General features: G+C 60.8%; 16 protein-coding genes. 3 read left to right on the top strand and 13 right to left on the bottom strand.

Features of this window, described 5'->3' with window-relative positions:
• Positions 1-34 precede the first annotated feature (34 nt).
• Positions 35-901, top strand: coding sequence for a tRNA 2-thiocytidine(32) synthetase TtcA (ttcA, locus tag C5J24_RS05490; protein WP_105401353.1), 867 nt, complete (start codon positions 35-37; stop codon positions 899-901).
• Between the two features lie 50 nt (positions 902-951).
• Complete coding sequence (locus C5J24_RS05485) at positions 952-1,776, top strand: inositol monophosphatase family protein (protein ID WP_105416159.1); 825 nt, start codon at positions 952-954, stop codon at positions 1,774-1,776.
• Positions 1,777-1,838: 62 nt separating this feature from the next.
• On the opposite strand, the gene C5J24_RS05480 is transcribed toward C5J24_RS05485, so the two are convergent.
• The 12 genes from C5J24_RS05480 to purC form a co-directional block, all read right to left on the bottom strand.
• A complete protein-coding gene (locus tag C5J24_RS05480; RefSeq protein ID WP_371673749.1) occupies positions 1,839-3,086 on the bottom strand; it encodes a multidrug effflux MFS transporter in 1,248 nt (415 codons plus the stop codon).
• A gap of 91 nt (positions 3,087-3,177) precedes the next feature.
• A complete protein-coding gene (grxD, locus tag C5J24_RS05475; RefSeq protein WP_007770088.1) occupies positions 3,178-3,513 on the bottom strand; it encodes a Grx4 family monothiol glutaredoxin in 336 nt (111 codons plus the stop codon).
• Between the two features lie 157 nt (positions 3,514-3,670).
• A complete protein-coding gene (locus C5J24_RS05470) occupies positions 3,671-3,919 on the bottom strand; it encodes a hypothetical protein (protein ID WP_105416157.1) in 249 nt (82 codons plus the stop codon).
• 3 nt (positions 3,920-3,922) lie between these two features.
• A complete protein-coding gene (locus C5J24_RS05465) occupies positions 3,923-4,159 on the bottom strand; it encodes a BolA family protein (protein WP_007770085.1) in 237 nt (78 codons plus the stop codon).
• Between the two features lie 107 nt (positions 4,160-4,266).
• Complete coding sequence (locus C5J24_RS05460; RefSeq protein WP_105416155.1) at positions 4,267-4,944, bottom strand: hypothetical protein; 678 nt, start codon at positions 4,942-4,944, stop codon at positions 4,267-4,269.
• Between the two features lie 161 nt (positions 4,945-5,105).
• Positions 5,106-7,313: a phosphoribosylformylglycinamidine synthase subunit PurL gene (gene purL / locus C5J24_RS05455; protein ID WP_105416153.1), complete on the bottom strand. Its 2,208-nt coding sequence runs from the start codon at positions 7,311-7,313 to the stop codon at positions 5,106-5,108.
• 160 nt (positions 7,314-7,473) lie between these two features.
• Positions 7,474-8,028 carry an acyloxyacyl hydrolase gene (locus C5J24_RS05450; RefSeq protein WP_105416151.1) on the bottom strand — a complete coding sequence of 185 codons (555 nt, stop codon included), beginning with the start codon at positions 8,026-8,028 and terminating at the stop codon, positions 7,474-7,476.
• Positions 8,029-8,248: 220 nt separating this feature from the next.
• Positions 8,249-8,647 carry a hypothetical protein gene (locus C5J24_RS05445; protein WP_105416149.1) on the bottom strand — a complete coding sequence of 133 codons (399 nt, stop codon included), beginning with the start codon at positions 8,645-8,647 and terminating at the stop codon, positions 8,249-8,251.
• Positions 8,648-8,704: 57 nt separating this feature from the next.
• Positions 8,705-9,385 (bottom strand): phosphoribosylformylglycinamidine synthase subunit PurQ, encoded by a 681-nt coding sequence (purQ, locus tag C5J24_RS05440; protein ID WP_105416147.1) that lies wholly within the window; start codon positions 9,383-9,385, stop codon positions 8,705-8,707.
• A complete protein-coding gene (locus tag C5J24_RS05435) occupies positions 9,382-9,639 on the bottom strand; it encodes a hypothetical protein (RefSeq protein WP_046636394.1) in 258 nt (85 codons plus the stop codon). Before C5J24_RS05435 ends, purQ begins: the two co-directional genes overlap by 4 nt.
• Positions 9,640-9,656: 17 nt before the next feature.
• The gene (purS, locus tag C5J24_RS05430; protein ID WP_105416145.1) at positions 9,657-9,899 is read right to left on the bottom strand and encodes a phosphoribosylformylglycinamidine synthase subunit PurS; all 243 of its coding nucleotides are present in this window, start codon (positions 9,897-9,899) and stop codon (positions 9,657-9,659) included.
• Positions 9,900-9,915: 16 nt separating this feature from the next.
• The gene (purC, locus tag C5J24_RS05425; protein WP_046606788.1) at positions 9,916-10,680 is read right to left on the bottom strand and encodes a phosphoribosylaminoimidazolesuccinocarboxamide synthase; all 765 of its coding nucleotides are present in this window, start codon (positions 10,678-10,680) and stop codon (positions 9,916-9,918) included.
• A 521-nt stretch (positions 10,681-11,201) separates the two neighbouring features.
• On the opposite strand from purC, the gene C5J24_RS05420 reads away from it, so the two are divergent.
• Positions 11,202-11,516, top strand: a complete 315-nt coding sequence (locus tag C5J24_RS05420) for a DUF1476 domain-containing protein (protein WP_105416677.1) — start codon at positions 11,202-11,204, stop codon at positions 11,514-11,516.
• 77 nt (positions 11,517-11,593) lie between these two features.
• Here the strand turns inward: C5J24_RS05420 and C5J24_RS05415 are convergent, their stop codons facing one another.
• Positions 11,594-14,185 (bottom strand): EAL domain-containing protein, encoded by a 2,592-nt coding sequence (locus C5J24_RS05415; protein WP_105416143.1) that lies wholly within the window; start codon positions 14,183-14,185, stop codon positions 11,594-11,596.
• Positions 14,186-14,216: the final 31 nt, after the last annotated feature.

Raw genomic sequence — 14,216 nt, 5'->3', positions numbered from 1 at the left:
GCATGGCCCGCTTTTCGGTTTCAAAGGAAAACCAATGGGCGTGACGGCCAAGATCGACGACGAGCTGGACGAGGTCGAAAATGGCCTCGTGCCGGCGCTCTTTAGGGATGCGCCGAGCTCGGTCTCGTTCAACAAGCTGCGCAAGCGCCTGCTCCGGCAGGTGCGGCAGGCCTTCGACGATTTTGGCATGCTGAACGGCCAGAAACGCTGGCTGGTCGGTCTCTCGGGCGGCAAGGATTCCTATTCTCTGCTCGCCGTACTTCTCGACCTGCAATGGCGCGGCCTGCTGCCCGTGGAACTCCTTGCCTGCAATCTCGACCAGGGCCAGCCGAACTTCCCGAAGCATATATTGCCGGAATACCTTGCCTCGATCGGCGTGAAGCACCGCATCGAATATCGCGATACCTATTCGATCGTGAAGGAAAAGGTGCCGGAAGGCGCCACCTATTGTTCGCTCTGTTCCAGGCTGCGGCGCGGCAACCTCTACCGGATCGCCCGCGAGGAGGGCTGCGATGCTCTGGTGCTCGGCCATCACCGGGAAGACATACTCGAAACCTTTTTCATGAACTTTTTCCATGGCGGCAGGCTCGCGGGCATGCCGGCAAAGCTCTTGAACGACGAGGGCGACGTGATGGTGCTCAGGCCGCTTGCCTATTGCGCCGAGGACGATCTGGCCAAATTCGCCGCCGCCATGCAGTTCCCGATCATCCCATGTGATCTCTGCGGCTCGCAGGATGGCCTGCAGCGCAATTCCATGAAGGCGATGCTTGCCGATATCGAGGCCCGCATGCCGGGCCGCAAGGATACGATGCTGCGAGCGCTCGCGCACGTGAACCCGTCGCACCTGCTCGATCCGAAACTCTTCGATTTCTCCGGCCTGCAAGCCACTCAAAGTCTCTGAATTCCTCCCCAATCCCGTCTTCCCGCACCAATCCCCCAAGAGACCACGTCATGACCCTTCCGCTCGACATCACGAAGCTTGCCGATCTTCTGCGCCTTGCCGCCAAGGCGGAAATCCTGCCGCGTTTCCGGCGGCTCGGCAGCGGCGACGTACGTTCGAAGAGCGAGCCGTCCGACCTCGTAACCGAGGCCGACGAGGCCGCCGAGCGGATGATCCGCCGCGAGCTCGAAGCCTTTGCGCCCGGCGCGCTCTTCGTCGGCGAGGAATCGGTGGCGGCCGATCCGTCCCTGCTCGCCAAGCTCGTCGATGCGGAATTCGCGGTGGTCGTCGATCCGGTCGACGGCACCTTCAACTTCGCCTCGGGCATCCCGGCCTTCGGCGTCATGGCCTCCGTCGTCTGGAAGGGCGAGACGGTCGCCGGGATCATCTACGATCCGATGGGCGACGACTGGGTCATGGCGGAAAAGGGCGCCGGCGCGTTCATGAGGCGGCCGGACGGCGAGGCGATCCGGCTTTCGGTCGCCGACGCCCGGCCGATCGAAGCCATGATCGGCATGGCATCGCCCGGATATTTCTTCGGCGGCGAGCGGGAACGGATTCTCGGCAACCTCGCAAAGGTCCGGTTCTTCGCCAACTATCGTTGTTCGGCCCATGAATACCGCACGTTTGCCGGCGGCCATGTGCAGTTCGTGCTCTACAACAAGCTGATGCCCTGGGACCATCTGGCCGGCACGCTGATCGGCACGGAGGCTGGCGGTTACGTGGCGCGCTTCGACGGCTCCCCTTACATGCCGCACCATATCGACGGCGGGCTGCTGCTCGCCACCGACAAGGAAAGCTGGCAGATGCTGCGCAACGAGATCATCGGCCACTGAAATAGCGGTCATCAACAAGAAAAAGGCCGGATTGCTCCGGCCTTTTTCGTTGGGACTGTAGCTCAGATCTTCGGATTATGCGGCTGGAAGAGTTTTCCCTTTTCGCCGATCAGCACGAAGATCAGCCCGATGATCGAGACGGTGAAGAAGCCTGCGACCAGGGGCAGGGCCGTACCGTCGAAGGCCTGGCCGATTGCGACGCCGATCAGCGCGCCGCCGACCGTACTCATGAAGCCGAGGACGGCTGACGCCGTTCCGGCGACATGGCCGAGCGGCTCCATGGCGAGCGAATTGAAGTTCGAGCCGATCCAGCCGAACTGGAACATGGCGAGCCCGAAGAACACGATGAAGATCACGAGCGGCATGGGTTGAGGCCCGAAGATCTGCACGAGCATCCAGACGAGCGTGATGCCGATAAAGCCAAACAGCGAGCCGTGCGAAAGGCGCCGCATGCCGAAACGCCCAACAAACTTGGCGTTCAGGAAGGATGCGGCAGACATGAACACCGCCACGCAGGCGAAGACCACCGGAAACCAGACGCCGACGTCGTAAATCCCGACATAAATCTGTTGGGCCGAATTGATGAAGCCGAACAGGGCGCCGAAGATGAATGTGCTGGCAATCGTGTAGCAGAGGGCGAGGCGATTGGTCAGAACCATCTGGAAGGCGTGCAGGATCGAGGAAATGGTGAAGGGACGCACATCCGCCGGATCGAGCGTTTCCGGAAGGCGCGAATACATCCAGAAGCCGATGCAGAGCGAGGCGAGTGCCATGAACACGAAAATCAGGTGCCAGTTGCCGAACAGCATGATCACCTGGCCTGTTGCCGGCGCAATGACCGGCACGACCATGAAGACCATCATGATCAGCGACATGACCTCCGCCATGGCGCGACCACCGTATACGTCGCGCACGATCGAAATAGAGATCACCCGTGTTGCGGCCGCTCCGGCACCCTGGATGAAGCGAAGGGCCAGCAGCGCTCCGAACGATGGCGCGACGACGGCGCCGACCGCGCAGACGAAATAGAGGCCGAGGCCGAAGAGCATCGGGTTCCTGCGACCGAAACGGTCGGAGATCGATCCATAGATGATCTGCGCGGCGCCGAGGCCGAAGAGATAGGCGGAGACGACATATTGCCGATGGTTCTCGTTGACGACGCCGAGCGAGGCGCCAATCTCCTGCAGGCCAGGGAGCATGATGTCGATGGCGAGCGAATTGATGGCCATCAGCATCGCCATCATCGCGATGAATTCGACCCGGCCCATGCCGCGCAGGCGGTCCGGGGCCGTTTGTGAAGGATTGGTCACAGCAGCTTCCTAAAAACAACGTGAAAGGCGCCGTTGGGAGCGGCGCCTTGAAAATATCTTATAAAAATCCCGGACCGGAGCCCGGAAGATCTCAGGCCGCGCCGCGGACGCTGATGCCCTGTTCCTGCAGGTGAGTCTGCAGTTCGCCGGACTGGAACATCTCGCGGACGATATCGCAACCGCCGATGAATTCGCCCTTGACGTAAAGCTGCGGAATGGTCGGCCAGTTGGAATAGTCCTTGATGCCCTGGCGGATTTCCGCATCGGCGAGCACGTTCACACCCTTGTAGTCCAGGCCGAGATAGTCGAGAATCTGCACGACCTGGCCCGAGAAACCACACTGCGGGAACTGCGGGGTGCCCTTCATGAAGAGAACCACATCATTGGTCTTCACTTCGTTGGCGATAAAATCGGTAATTCCGCTCATGTCCTATCCTTTCACATGCGGTTTCAAGGGCCGCTGCGCTGCGTCATCTGCCTTAAATAGCAACGTGGCATCGGGAATTCCAGCGGAATAGTCCGTTGGAAAGCGCTTATTGCCTCGCATGACTGCCGTTTAACCCCATGGACCGGGTACATTGAGGTCAGCGGCTGCGCTGCTTGCTGCGGCTTGCCGTCGTGCGCCGACGGCTCACTTGTTTCGCCGCCGGCTTCGCCGCGCGTCTGGCTGTGGTCTTGGTGGGGGCAGTCTTCCTGGCGAAACGCCCGGTAGTGGCCGAGCGGATCTGCCGCTTCTTGCGTTTGGCGGGCGTGCGGCCATGCGACTTGCCGAGAAGTTCCTTCAGGGCAGTCTCGACCAGGCCGGTAACGATCTCCTTGATCAGGTCAGGCATCGCTCACTCCGCCGGAGCCGAAGTCTGCAATGCCAGCGCGTGGAGCACGCCGCCCATATTGCCCTTCAGGGCCTCGTAGACCATCTGGTGCTGCTGCACCCGGCTCTTTCCCCGGAACGCTTCCGCCACCACTTCCGCGGCATAGTGGTCGCCGTCGCCAGCAAGATCCCGGATGGTGACCTTGGCACCGGGAATGCCGGCCTTGATCAGGTCTTCGATTTCACCGGGTCTCATAGCCATGATGTCATCCCTTTTCTCTCCGCGGGACTCAAAACCGCGGAACCTTTTGTCAGGATACACTGCCTCAAAGCTGCTCTCCGGTCAAAGCTGGATCGAACAGCTCCGCCTCAATGGTGCAAGAATACGTGTTTCACCTTATGGAGGCTGGCTTTGGCTCGGGTTCTGAGCGGTGGAAGATGCTGGGTGCGGGAGAAGCGGAAAAGCCAGATCGAGCTCAGGGTCAGGATCATGAAACCGTAGGATTCGATGCTCTCCTCCATCACGACAATATCGAAATGCTCGGCAAGTTGGCTGCAGGCGAGAACGCCGGCAACCAGGGCCAGCGGCCAGGAAAGGCGCGGGTGAACGGCTCGGAGAAGGCCTCCTCTATGGCGATATTCGAACACGATCGTCGCGATCAGCAGGATAAGAGCGGCCGCGCCGATAATAATCGGCAGCCAGGTCTTCGACACGCAATAAACTGTCACATTGTCGCGGCATATTGGCATCTCGCGCATGAAGAATACGACGGAGATGCAGGCCGTCGTGATTGCGACGAAACGGGCCAATATCCGCGTCCCCAATGCCGCCATGACGGCAAAAAGGGCGGTGATGGCAAGCGAAGCAGACTGAATGTCTTCGATGGGGCCGTCTTCATTGAAGATGTCGTAGGTGGTCATACCCATCTTCGAAAAAACCATCCAAGCCAGAACGTTCAGGCAAAGGGTGATGATCAGTGCATCGAGCCAGATGCGCTTGTAGTGCCAGGTCGGGCCCGATGACCTCATCCAGGTCAAAATCGGCATAAGCATTTTTGCGCGCTTACTTTCCTATTTCAGAAAACCGCAATGCTTATCGGGATAGCCCGAGTCCATCAATCCCCCGCGCTTCAACTTTTGTTCACGCGTGCAGATAAACCGCGATCCCTGGACCGCGGCATATCGCGCCGGTGCGTTCCGGCTGAGTGTCAGGCCATGAAGGCCGGGAACCAGCTTTCGTGGGCTTCCGCAAGCTGCGGGACCGCAATGCTGATGAGGTCGTCGATCACCAAGCTGTCGCCGGCGACGGTACCGAGCGTCCGGAAGGGCACGCCTGCGCCTTCAGCATTCGCTTGCACGAAATTGGCGAGATCAGCTGGGACCGCGATCACATAGCGGGCCTGGTCTTCGCCAAACAGCAGCCCATGGGCTGCGCCGCGCTGTTCCTTGAGGCTGACCTTCATGCCCTTGGCCGACGCCATTGCCATTTCGGCAAGCGTGATCGCAAGACCGCCCGAGGAAATGTCGTGGCAGGCCGTTACCTGGCCGTTGCGGATGAGTGAACGGACGAAATCGCCGTTGCGGCGCTCGGCCTTCAAATCGACTTCCGGCGGCGGGCCGTCGATCGTGTCGAGAATGTCGCGCAGATAGACCGAAGAGCCGAGATGGCTGCCGTCCGTGCCGATCATGATCAGCTTGTCGCCGTCGTTGGCAGAACCGATCTTCGCCATCTTCTGCCAGTCGGGCAGCAGGCCTACACCGGCAATCGTCGGGGTCGGCAGGATCGCGACGCCGTTGGTCTCGTTGTAGAGCGACACGTTGCCGGAAACGATCGGGAAATCGAGCGCCTTGCAGGCCTCGCCGATGCCTTTGATGGCGCCGACCAGCTGGCCCATGATTTCCGGTTTTTCCGGATTGCCGAAATTGAGGTTGTCGGTGGCGGCGAGCGGCTCGGCGCCGGTAGCGACGATATTGCGCCAGCATTCGGCGACCGCCTGCTTGCCGCCTTCGAACGGGTCGGCCTCGACATAACGCGGCGTGACGTCGGACGAGAAGGCGAGCGCCTTGGTCGGATGGCTTTCGATGCGCACGACGCCGGCATCGCCGCCCGGACGCTGCAGCGAATTGCCCTGGATCAGCGTGTCATACTGTTCCCAGACCCAGCGGCGGCTGGACTGGTTGGCCGAACCGATGAGCTTCAACAGGGCCTGGTTATAGTCAGCGGGTGCCGCGACCTGCGAGGCGGGCAGGGGTGCGCGAACATCCGACTGGACCCACGGCCGATCGTATTCCGGAGCCTGGTCGCCGAGATCCTTGATCGGCAGGTTGGCGACTTCCTCGCCCTGATGCAGGACACGGAAGCGCAGGTCGTCGGTGGTCTTGCCGACGATCGCAAAATCGAGGCCCCACTTGACGAAGATCGCCTTGGCCTGCTCTTCCTTTTCCGGCTGCAGCACCATGAGCATGCGCTCCTGGCTCTCCGAAAGCATCATTTCGTAGGCCGTCATCCGGTCCTCGCGCACCGGCACCTTGTCGAGGTCGAGTTCGATGCCAAGATCGCCCTTGGCGCCCATTTCGACGGCCGAGCAGGTGAGGCCGGCCGCACCCATGTCCTGGATTGCGATCACCGCACCGGTCGCCATCAGTTCGAGGCAGGCTTCCAGCAGGCACTTTTCGGTGAAGGGGTCGCCGACCTGAACGGTCGGGCGTTTCTCCTCGATGGATTCGTCGAATTCGGCCGATGCCATCGTGGCTCCGCCGACACCGTCGCGGCCGGTCTTGGCGCCGAGATAAACGACCGGCAGACCGACGCCCTTGGCTTCCGACAGGAAGATGGCATTCGACTTGGCAAGCCCGGCCGCAAACGCGTTGACCAGGATATTGCCGTTGTAGCGCGGATCGAACTCCACTTCGCCGCCGACCGTCGGGACGCCGAAGGAATTGCCGTAACCGCCGACGCCGGCAACGACGCCGGACACAAGATGCTTGGTTTTCGGATGATCGGGCGCGCCGAAGCGCAGAGCGTTCATAGCCGCGATCGGGCGGGCGCCCATCGTGAAGACGTCACGCAGGATGCCGCCGACACCCGTCGCCGCGCCCTGGTAGGGCTCGATATAGGACGGGTGGTTATGGCTCTCCATCTTGAAGACGACGCAATCGCCATCGTCGATGTCGACCACGCCGGCATTCTCACCCGGCCCCTGAATGACGCGCGGGCCCTTGGTCGGTAGCGTTCGCAGCCACTTCTTCGAGGATTTGTAGGAGCAATGCTCGTTCCACATGGCCGAGAAGATACCGAGCTCCGTGAATGTCGGCTCGCGGCCGATCAGATCGAGAATCCGCTGATATTCGTCGGGCTTCAAGCCGTGCGAGGCGACGAGTTCGGGGGTGATCGCGATACTGTTCGGGATGGTCATGATCTTCTCTGGATTGAAGGGCCAAGCTCTTGGCGCTCTTTAACCTATGTCGCAATGCGGCGCGACAGGAAAATACTGCCATGCGGCGGTACGGCGTGGCGACCGGAAAACAAAAAGCGCCGGAAAACCGGCGCCTCAGTTGGAAAATACGCGATCTGGATCAGAACTTGTAGCCGACCGCGATGCCTGCGTAGGAGAGGCCGTCGTTGTGATCGCACAGATCGGCGTTCGAAGAGTGCTCGACGGTCGCAAGGACGCGCCAGTTGTTGGTGATGTTGTAACCGAGACCGAGCGACTCATGGAAGAGCACATGGCAGCCGAGCTTCGGACCGTCGTTCGGCTTGTCGAGGTTGCCGTTGTTGAAGGCGCCGCCGAAGCCGAGATCGACGAAGATCTTGTCGGTGATCGGTGCCGTCCAGGTGAAGCCGGCAAACACCTGGCTCGCTTCGCCTGCCGTCGACACGATCGCGCCGACATGGACGCGCGGACGCAGCATGTGGTCCATGAAGCTCTGGGCATGGCGCTGGTCGAAGGGGTCGAAGAAGACGGTGGCGGACGGGAATGCGCCCTTCTCGAACGTGCTCTTGCTCTGGATCGAACCGGAAACGCCGATTCGCACTTCATCGAACAACCGCTCCTGCGCAACGGCCGTAGAAGGCAGCGTCGACACCGCCAGGATTGCACCGACCACGGATCCGAAAATTGCCTTGTTCATTCCATCGCCCTCATACGCGCCGCGATTTTCTGCGGCTGGCGCGATCCCGATACGGGCCGCCCGCTTCTCGATGGTGAAAGTGGTACAATGACGGGTAGCGCCCGTCCAGCGCCGGTTCACAGACCGTTATGACTTGTGGCGAAAAAAAGCAAAGATTCGGGCGGGCCGGTGCAGAGCTGCAACAGATTGTTTACAGAGATGTAAATTCAAAGGGTTAATATCAGCAGCCGCTGGCGCCGCGGGCCCAGCGGAGCACATCGCGCTTGATTCTTTCGCCTTCCGGGCCGCCCATCATCGGACCGAACGCGTCGAGGCGGGCAGGGTTGCCCTCCGCCTGGACCACCAGCATCGGGCGCGATTCGGGACTGTTGCGCGGCACGGCGAGAATGCGCGGCCGGCCGGAGAAGGAGTTGAGTTCCGGTGCCAGCCGATAGGGCTTGAAGGCCGCGTCGCCCGACTTGAACCAGCAGCTATTGGCGGCGACCGCCACGCGTTCCATCGTCGGCAGCGCCGCACGGTTCGCCGTCACCGCTGCCGGACGTTCCGTTTGGCAGGCGGAAAGCGCTATGCCAAGGGCGGCGAGAGGAAATGCAGCGAGCAGGCGATAAGTGAACGGCATCAAGCGTCCTGACGTGGCTTTCGATCGTACTGGGATCGATCCGGATAAGATGAAGGTTCAGACGGTCGCGGCGATCACATCGAGCGCCGAGGCGAAAATCCCGCGCCCGTCATTGCCGCCATGGGCGGCTTCGATCAGGTTTTCCGGATGCGGCATCATGCCGAGCACGTTGCCGCGCGTGTTCATGACGCCGGCGATGTCGTTCAGGGAGCCGTTCGGATTGGTGCCTTCCGCATAACGGAAGACGATTTCGCCACGATCTTCCATGCCGGACAACGTCTCCGCGTCGACGAAATAGTTGCCGTCGTGATGGGCGACCGGGCAACGGAGCACCTGGCCTTTTTCATAGGCCCGGGTGAAATCCGTTTCGGCATTGACCACTTCGAGCTTCACTTCCTTGCAGACGAACTTTAGCGAGGAATTGCGCATCAGGGCACCGGGCAGCATGCCGGCTTCGACGAGAATCTGGAAACCGTTGCAGACGCCGAGCACCTTGACGCCCTTGTCTGCCTTGTCCCTGATCGCCTGCATGACCGGCATGCGGGCTGCAATCGCTCCGCAGCGCAGGTAGTCGCCATAGGAGAAACCGCCCGGAATGACGATGAGGTCGACATCATCCGGAATGTCGGTCTCGGTCTGCCAGATGGTGATCGGCGCCTTGCCGGAAATCTTGGTGAGGGCGGCGATCATGTCGCGATCGCGATTGAGACCGGGAAGCTGAACGACGGCGGATTTCATGGGTGCGGTTCAAACCTTGCCTGGGCCTCGGCGAGCTCGCGCAGCTCGAGGCGGTTTTCGATGCGGTCAAGGCGCTGTCCGTGCCTTTCCAAAGTCATGTAGATGTTATGAATATCCTGATGCATGGAGACCATTGTTCCACGCATCGCATTCATTTCAGCCTTTATCTCGCGCTGGCCGACTTTCAAATCAGCAATATCAGCATGCATGCGCCTCATCAGCTCATACATCAGTTCACTTGTGACTTCGGCCATCACACGCTCCGCAACCTTCAGTCGAGAGCGATAGTATAGTTCTCAATCACAGTGTTTGCCAGCAGCTTCTCGCACATGGCCTTGAGGTCCGCCTCGGTCTTCGCCTTGTCGCTGCCCTCGAGTTCAAGGTCGAAGACCTTGCCCTGGCGCACATGTCCGACGCCGGAAAAGCCGAGACTGCCGAGCGCGCCTTCGATGGCCTTGCCCTGCGGATCGAGAACGCCGTTCTTGAGCGTGACCGTCACGCGTGCCTTGATCACAGATCCAACCCCCAGATTACTTGACGAGAACCGGCCCGGTGCCGCGGACGGGTTCGTTCTCATTGATGATGCCGAGACGCCGCGCGACTTCCGAATAAGCTTCCACAAGCCCGCCCAGATCCTGCCGGAAACGGTCCTTGTCCATCTTTTCCCTGGTTTCGATATCCCAGAGGCGGCAGCTGTCCGGCGAAATCTCGTCGGCGAGAATGATGCGCATCATGTCGCCTTCGAACAGGCGGCCGCATTCGATCTTGAAATCGACGAGCTGGATACCGACGCCGAGGAAAAGCCCGGAGAGGAAGTCGTTGACGCGGATGGCGAGCGCCATGATGTCGTCGAGTTCAGCGGGGTTCGCCCAGCCGAAAGCGGTGATGTGCTCCTCGGAGACCATCGGGTCGGCGAGTGCGTCGGACTTGTAGTAGAACTCGATGATCGAGCGCGGCAGGACCATGCCTTCTTCGATGCCGAGGCGGGTCGAGAGCGATCCGGCGGCAACGTTGCGCACCACGATCTCGAGCGGAATCATCTCCACTTCCTTGATCAGCTGCTCGCGCATGTTCAGCCGGCGGATGAAATGCGTCGGGATGCCGATCTTGTTCAGATGGGTGAAGAGGTATTCCGAGATACGGTTGTTGAGAACGCCCTTGCCGTCGATGACGTCATGTTTCTTCTTGTTGAAGGCAGTGGCGTCGTCCTTGAAAAACTGGATCAGCGTGCCGGGCTCGGGGCCTTCATAAAGGATTTTGGCCTTGCCTTCGTAGATACGGCGGCGACGGTTCATGATTCTTGTCTCATTGTTGGCGCCCCTGGCGGACGCAATGGATGATGTTGAGCGGTCCCTTATCGGAAAAGAACGGGTTTCACAATGCGGGCCTCCAAACCTTTGTGGGCGAGGGGTTGCGAAGCGCAACCAGGAATCAGTGAGCTTCAGATTACACGGCTTCTCGAAGGTTTTGCTCTAACAACTGGGGGCGCCCGGGCTGAAAGGGCGGTAATGAACAGGAAATCAGGGAGGCTCCGCAGGACTTAGCCACCAAATTGCGTCATGATTTCGACGCGGCCGGTATCGCAATTCCAGGCGGGGAGCTGTTGATTGGCGATGCCGGCCCTGCCGCCAGACGAGGCCAGGGTGCGCGGACAAAGATCATCCCGGCGCCGGTTGCCCTGGCGCGGAATTCGCATTCGTCAATTGCCGGCCACGATTCCGCTTCCGTCAATGCCGGAATCGACATCTCGCCGATTGCGCTCCGCTCCTCTTTTGATTATGGGGGTTCCCATAAAGTTCACTTTGGGAGACCCGAGATGAGTGGCCTCAGCGATCGCGAAAAAGCCTTTGAAAACAAGTTTGCCCTGGACCAGGAATTGAAGTTCAAGGCGCTCGCCCGCCGCAACAAGCTCGCAGGCCTCTGGGCAGCCGGCCTGCTCGGCAAAACAGACGCTGACGCTTACGCGAAGGAAGTCGTGGTTGCCGATTTCGAGGAAGCGGGCGACGAGGATGTATTCCGCAAGCTGCGCGGCGATCTCGATGCCGGCGGCGTCTCCATCTCCGACCAGGATATCCGCACCAAGATGGTGGAGCTTCTGGCTCAGGCGGTTGAGCAGATCGAGAACCAGTAACCAGCTTGTTCAAAGCCTGGCATGAAGGCTGCGTCCCCGTCGGGCGCGGCCTTTCTTATGCCCCTCAAAGCGGGTTCTCAGCGGTCGGTGGGGTGCCGCTTGCGGCTGTCGGGTGGCGGGCTTTCGCCGGGGCGCCAGCGGCCGGAAAGTATGAAATCCGGAATGCTACTGCGCGGCATCGGCCTTGCCAGCGCATAACCCTGCAGGATATCGCAGCCGAGATCGCGCAGGATGCGGATCTGTTCCGTGGTCTCGACGCCTTCCGCGACAACGTCGATATTCAGCGATTTGCCGATCTCGATGATCGATCCGACCATCTTCCGTTGCTTTTGCGACTGGGAGACGAGACGTACGAGCTCACGGTCGATCTTCAGCGCACGCGGATTGAGCCGCAGGAGGCCGATGATCGAGGCGTGGCCGGTGCCGAAATCGTCGATCTCGATCTCGATGCCGAGCTTCCTGATGCGCGCCAGGTTCCTCAGGACATCCTCGTCGCAGTCGTCGAGGAAGATCGATTCGAGCAGCTCGAAGGAGACCGTGCCGGGCTCGATCCTGAGTTTCCTGAGTTTGCGCGATAGCGAGGCATCACGCAGCCGCCGGTAGGAAACGTTGACCGAGAGTTTCGGGATCGGAAGGCCTTGCGCGCGCCAGTCCCGGAAATCGGCAAGCGCCTTGTCGAGGATGGTCCCGTCTATCACCGAGACGACGTCGAGTTCCTCGGCCATATCGAGGAACTTGTCGGGAGACAGCATGCCACGTTCCGGGTGCATCCACCGCGCCAGCGTTTCCACGCCGGCGATCTCCAGCGTCTTTGCATCGAACTGCAGCTGATAATACGGAATGAACTCGTCGCGCTCGAGAGCAAGAAGGATCTCGTCCGAAATGCGCTTGGTGCTGATGATCTCGTTCTGGGTCTCGGCTGAGAAGAATTCATGCCGGTTGCGGCCCCGGTTCTTGGCCCGGTAGAGCGCGATATCTGCATTCAGGAGAAGCTGTCTCGCATCCACATCCGCTCCCGTATGGCAGGCGATACCGATGCTGGCGCCGAAACGGCAGTCGTGGCCCTCATAGGATACCGGCTTGCGCAACTCCCTGATGATGCGGTCGGCCAGATGCGAGAGCTTGCGCGGCGATCCTTCGAATTTCGACAGGATGACGAACTCGTCGCCGCCGATACGGGCGACGAAATCTTCCTTGCGGATCGTGCCTTTGAGAACTTTCGCCACATGCTTCAGCATCGTGTCGCCGGCACTGTGGCCGAGCGTGTCGTTGATCTGCTTGAAGCGATCGAGGTCGATATGGAGGATGGCGATGCCATGCCGGTCGCGGGCGCATTCCGCCGCCACGCGATCCAGCATCTCGTCGAGATAACGCCGATTGGGGAGATCGGTCAGGTAATCGTGCATCGCATTGTGCTCGATGCTGCTGCGCGCGGCTTCGAGTTCGCGGTTGCGCGCCTCCGCAAGGGTCTTTGCCCGTTCCAGCTCGCGGTGAAGCGTTACGTCGGCCGTGACGTCCCAGTTGGCGCCGACCATCTTCTGGTGACCGTTACCGTCGATGAAGGACATGGTGCGGGTGCGTATCACACGTTCGGAGCCGTCCCGCAGTATCACCCGGTATTCATCGAAAAAGCGTTTGCCCTCCTCGATATTGTCGAGAACATTTGCCTGAACGCGTGCGGCATCGTCAGGGTGCAGGAAGCTCTCCCAGAGCCCACCGATCTTCACTTCCTCGCTCTTTTCCAGCCCGTAGATCCGGAACATCCGTTCGTCCCATTCAACCGCGCCGGTGGAGAAGTCGGATTCGTAGACGCCGATGCCGGATATTTCGAGCGCCATGTCGAGCCGCCGCGACATCTGCGCCGTTGTTTCCTCCGCGGCCTTGCGGGCGGTGACGTCCGTGTCCGTGCCGACGACGCGGGTCGCCTTGCCGTTGGCGTCCCATTCGACGCAGGCGCCCCGGCATTCGATCCAGACCCAATGCCCCTGCTTGTGGCGTTCGCGATAGTCGAAGACTGCGTAGGCGGGATCCCCGGCGATCTGCCGCTCCATGGCATGGGTGACACGCGCATGGTCGTCCGGATGGACAAGCTTGAGCCATTCCTCGGTGCTGGCCGCCAGCGGGTCCTCCGCCGACATCCCCCGAATCTGCCGCCACACCGGCGAGTAATATTTCTGGCCGGTCGCGTAATTATGGTCCCAGACGCCCGAGACGGAGCTGACCAGCGCGTTGTCCCAGCGGCTTTCGCGTTCGGCAAGTTCTTCGAACTGCCGCCTTTGGTCGGTGATGTCAGTCAGGTGGGCCGCAAACAGACACTGGCCTTTGAAATTTTTTCCGAGCGGGGTGACGGTCGCCACCGCCCATCGCTGGGAGGCGGCCGGGCTCACCATGCGCAGTTCGAGACGTTCCGCTGGGGAACCGATGTTCAGGCCCTGGATCGCCAGAGGGACCTTGGCTTGGTCGTCGGGATGCAGGAGGGCCGACAAGGCAGTCGGTAGCCGGCCCGCGCCGATCCATTCGCGTTTGAATGTGCTGTTTGCGAACAGCAGCACGGCGGCATGATCGATGATGGCAATCGGGAAAGGAGCCGCCTGAAATACCGTCTCAAGAACGCCGATCTCGTCCCCCGGGTCGGAGTCCAATAGGCGTGAGAGAACATTTGACGGCATCGGCACAGCCTGGCGCGCTAGAAAACGAGCG

This window comes from Neorhizobium sp. T25_27, assembly GCF_002968565.1.
Lineage (GTDB): Bacteria > Pseudomonadota > Alphaproteobacteria > Rhizobiales > Rhizobiaceae > Neorhizobium > Neorhizobium tomejilense.
The sequence above is the reverse complement of the archived record's forward strand: the minus strand, read 5'-3'. Positions and strand labels throughout refer to the sequence as shown.

What these genes read in the sequence shown, in the direction of transcription:
- ttcA (WP_105401353.1), top strand. Translation starts at nt 35, where the DNA reads ATGGGCGTGACGGCCAAGATCGACGACGAGCTGGACGAGGTCGAAAAT.
- C5J24_RS05485 (WP_105416159.1), top strand. Translation starts at nt 952, where the DNA reads ATGACCCTTCCGCTCGACATCACGAAGCTTGCCGATCTTCTGCGCCTT.
- grxD (WP_007770088.1), bottom strand. Translation starts at nt 3,513, where the DNA reads ATGAGCGGAATTACCGATTTTATCGCCAACGAAGTGAAGACCAATGAT.
- C5J24_RS05470 (WP_105416157.1), bottom strand. Translation starts at nt 3,919, where the DNA reads ATGCCTGACCTGATCAAGGAGATCGTTACCGGCCTGGTCGAGACTGCC.
- C5J24_RS05465 (WP_007770085.1), bottom strand. Translation starts at nt 4,159, where the DNA reads ATGGCTATGAGACCCGGTGAAATCGAAGACCTGATCAAGGCCGGCATT.
- C5J24_RS05460 (WP_105416155.1), bottom strand. Translation starts at nt 4,944, where the DNA reads ATGCCGATTTTGACCTGGATGAGGTCATCGGGCCCGACCTGGCACTAC.
- purL (WP_105416153.1), bottom strand. Translation starts at nt 7,313, where the DNA reads ATGACCATCCCGAACAGTATCGCGATCACCCCCGAACTCGTCGCCTCG.
- C5J24_RS05450 (WP_105416151.1), bottom strand. Translation starts at nt 8,028, where the DNA reads ATGAACAAGGCAATTTTCGGATCCGTGGTCGGTGCAATCCTGGCGGTG.
- C5J24_RS05445 (WP_105416149.1), bottom strand. Translation starts at nt 8,647, where the DNA reads ATGCCGTTCACTTATCGCCTGCTCGCTGCATTTCCTCTCGCCGCCCTT.
- purQ (WP_105416147.1), bottom strand. Translation starts at nt 9,385, where the DNA reads ATGAAATCCGCCGTCGTTCAGCTTCCCGGTCTCAATCGCGATCGCGAC.
- C5J24_RS05435 (WP_046636394.1), bottom strand. Translation starts at nt 9,639, where the DNA reads ATGGCCGAAGTCACAAGTGAACTGATGTATGAGCTGATGAGGCGCATG.
- purC (WP_046606788.1), bottom strand. Translation starts at nt 10,680, where the DNA reads ATGAACCGTCGCCGCCGTATCTACGAAGGCAAGGCCAAAATCCTTTAT.
- C5J24_RS05420 (WP_105416677.1), top strand. Translation starts at nt 11,202, where the DNA reads ATGAGTGGCCTCAGCGATCGCGAAAAAGCCTTTGAAAACAAGTTTGCC.
- C5J24_RS05415 (WP_105416143.1), bottom strand. Translation starts at nt 14,185, where the DNA reads ATGCCGTCAAATGTTCTCTCACGCCTATTGGACTCCGACCCGGGGGAC.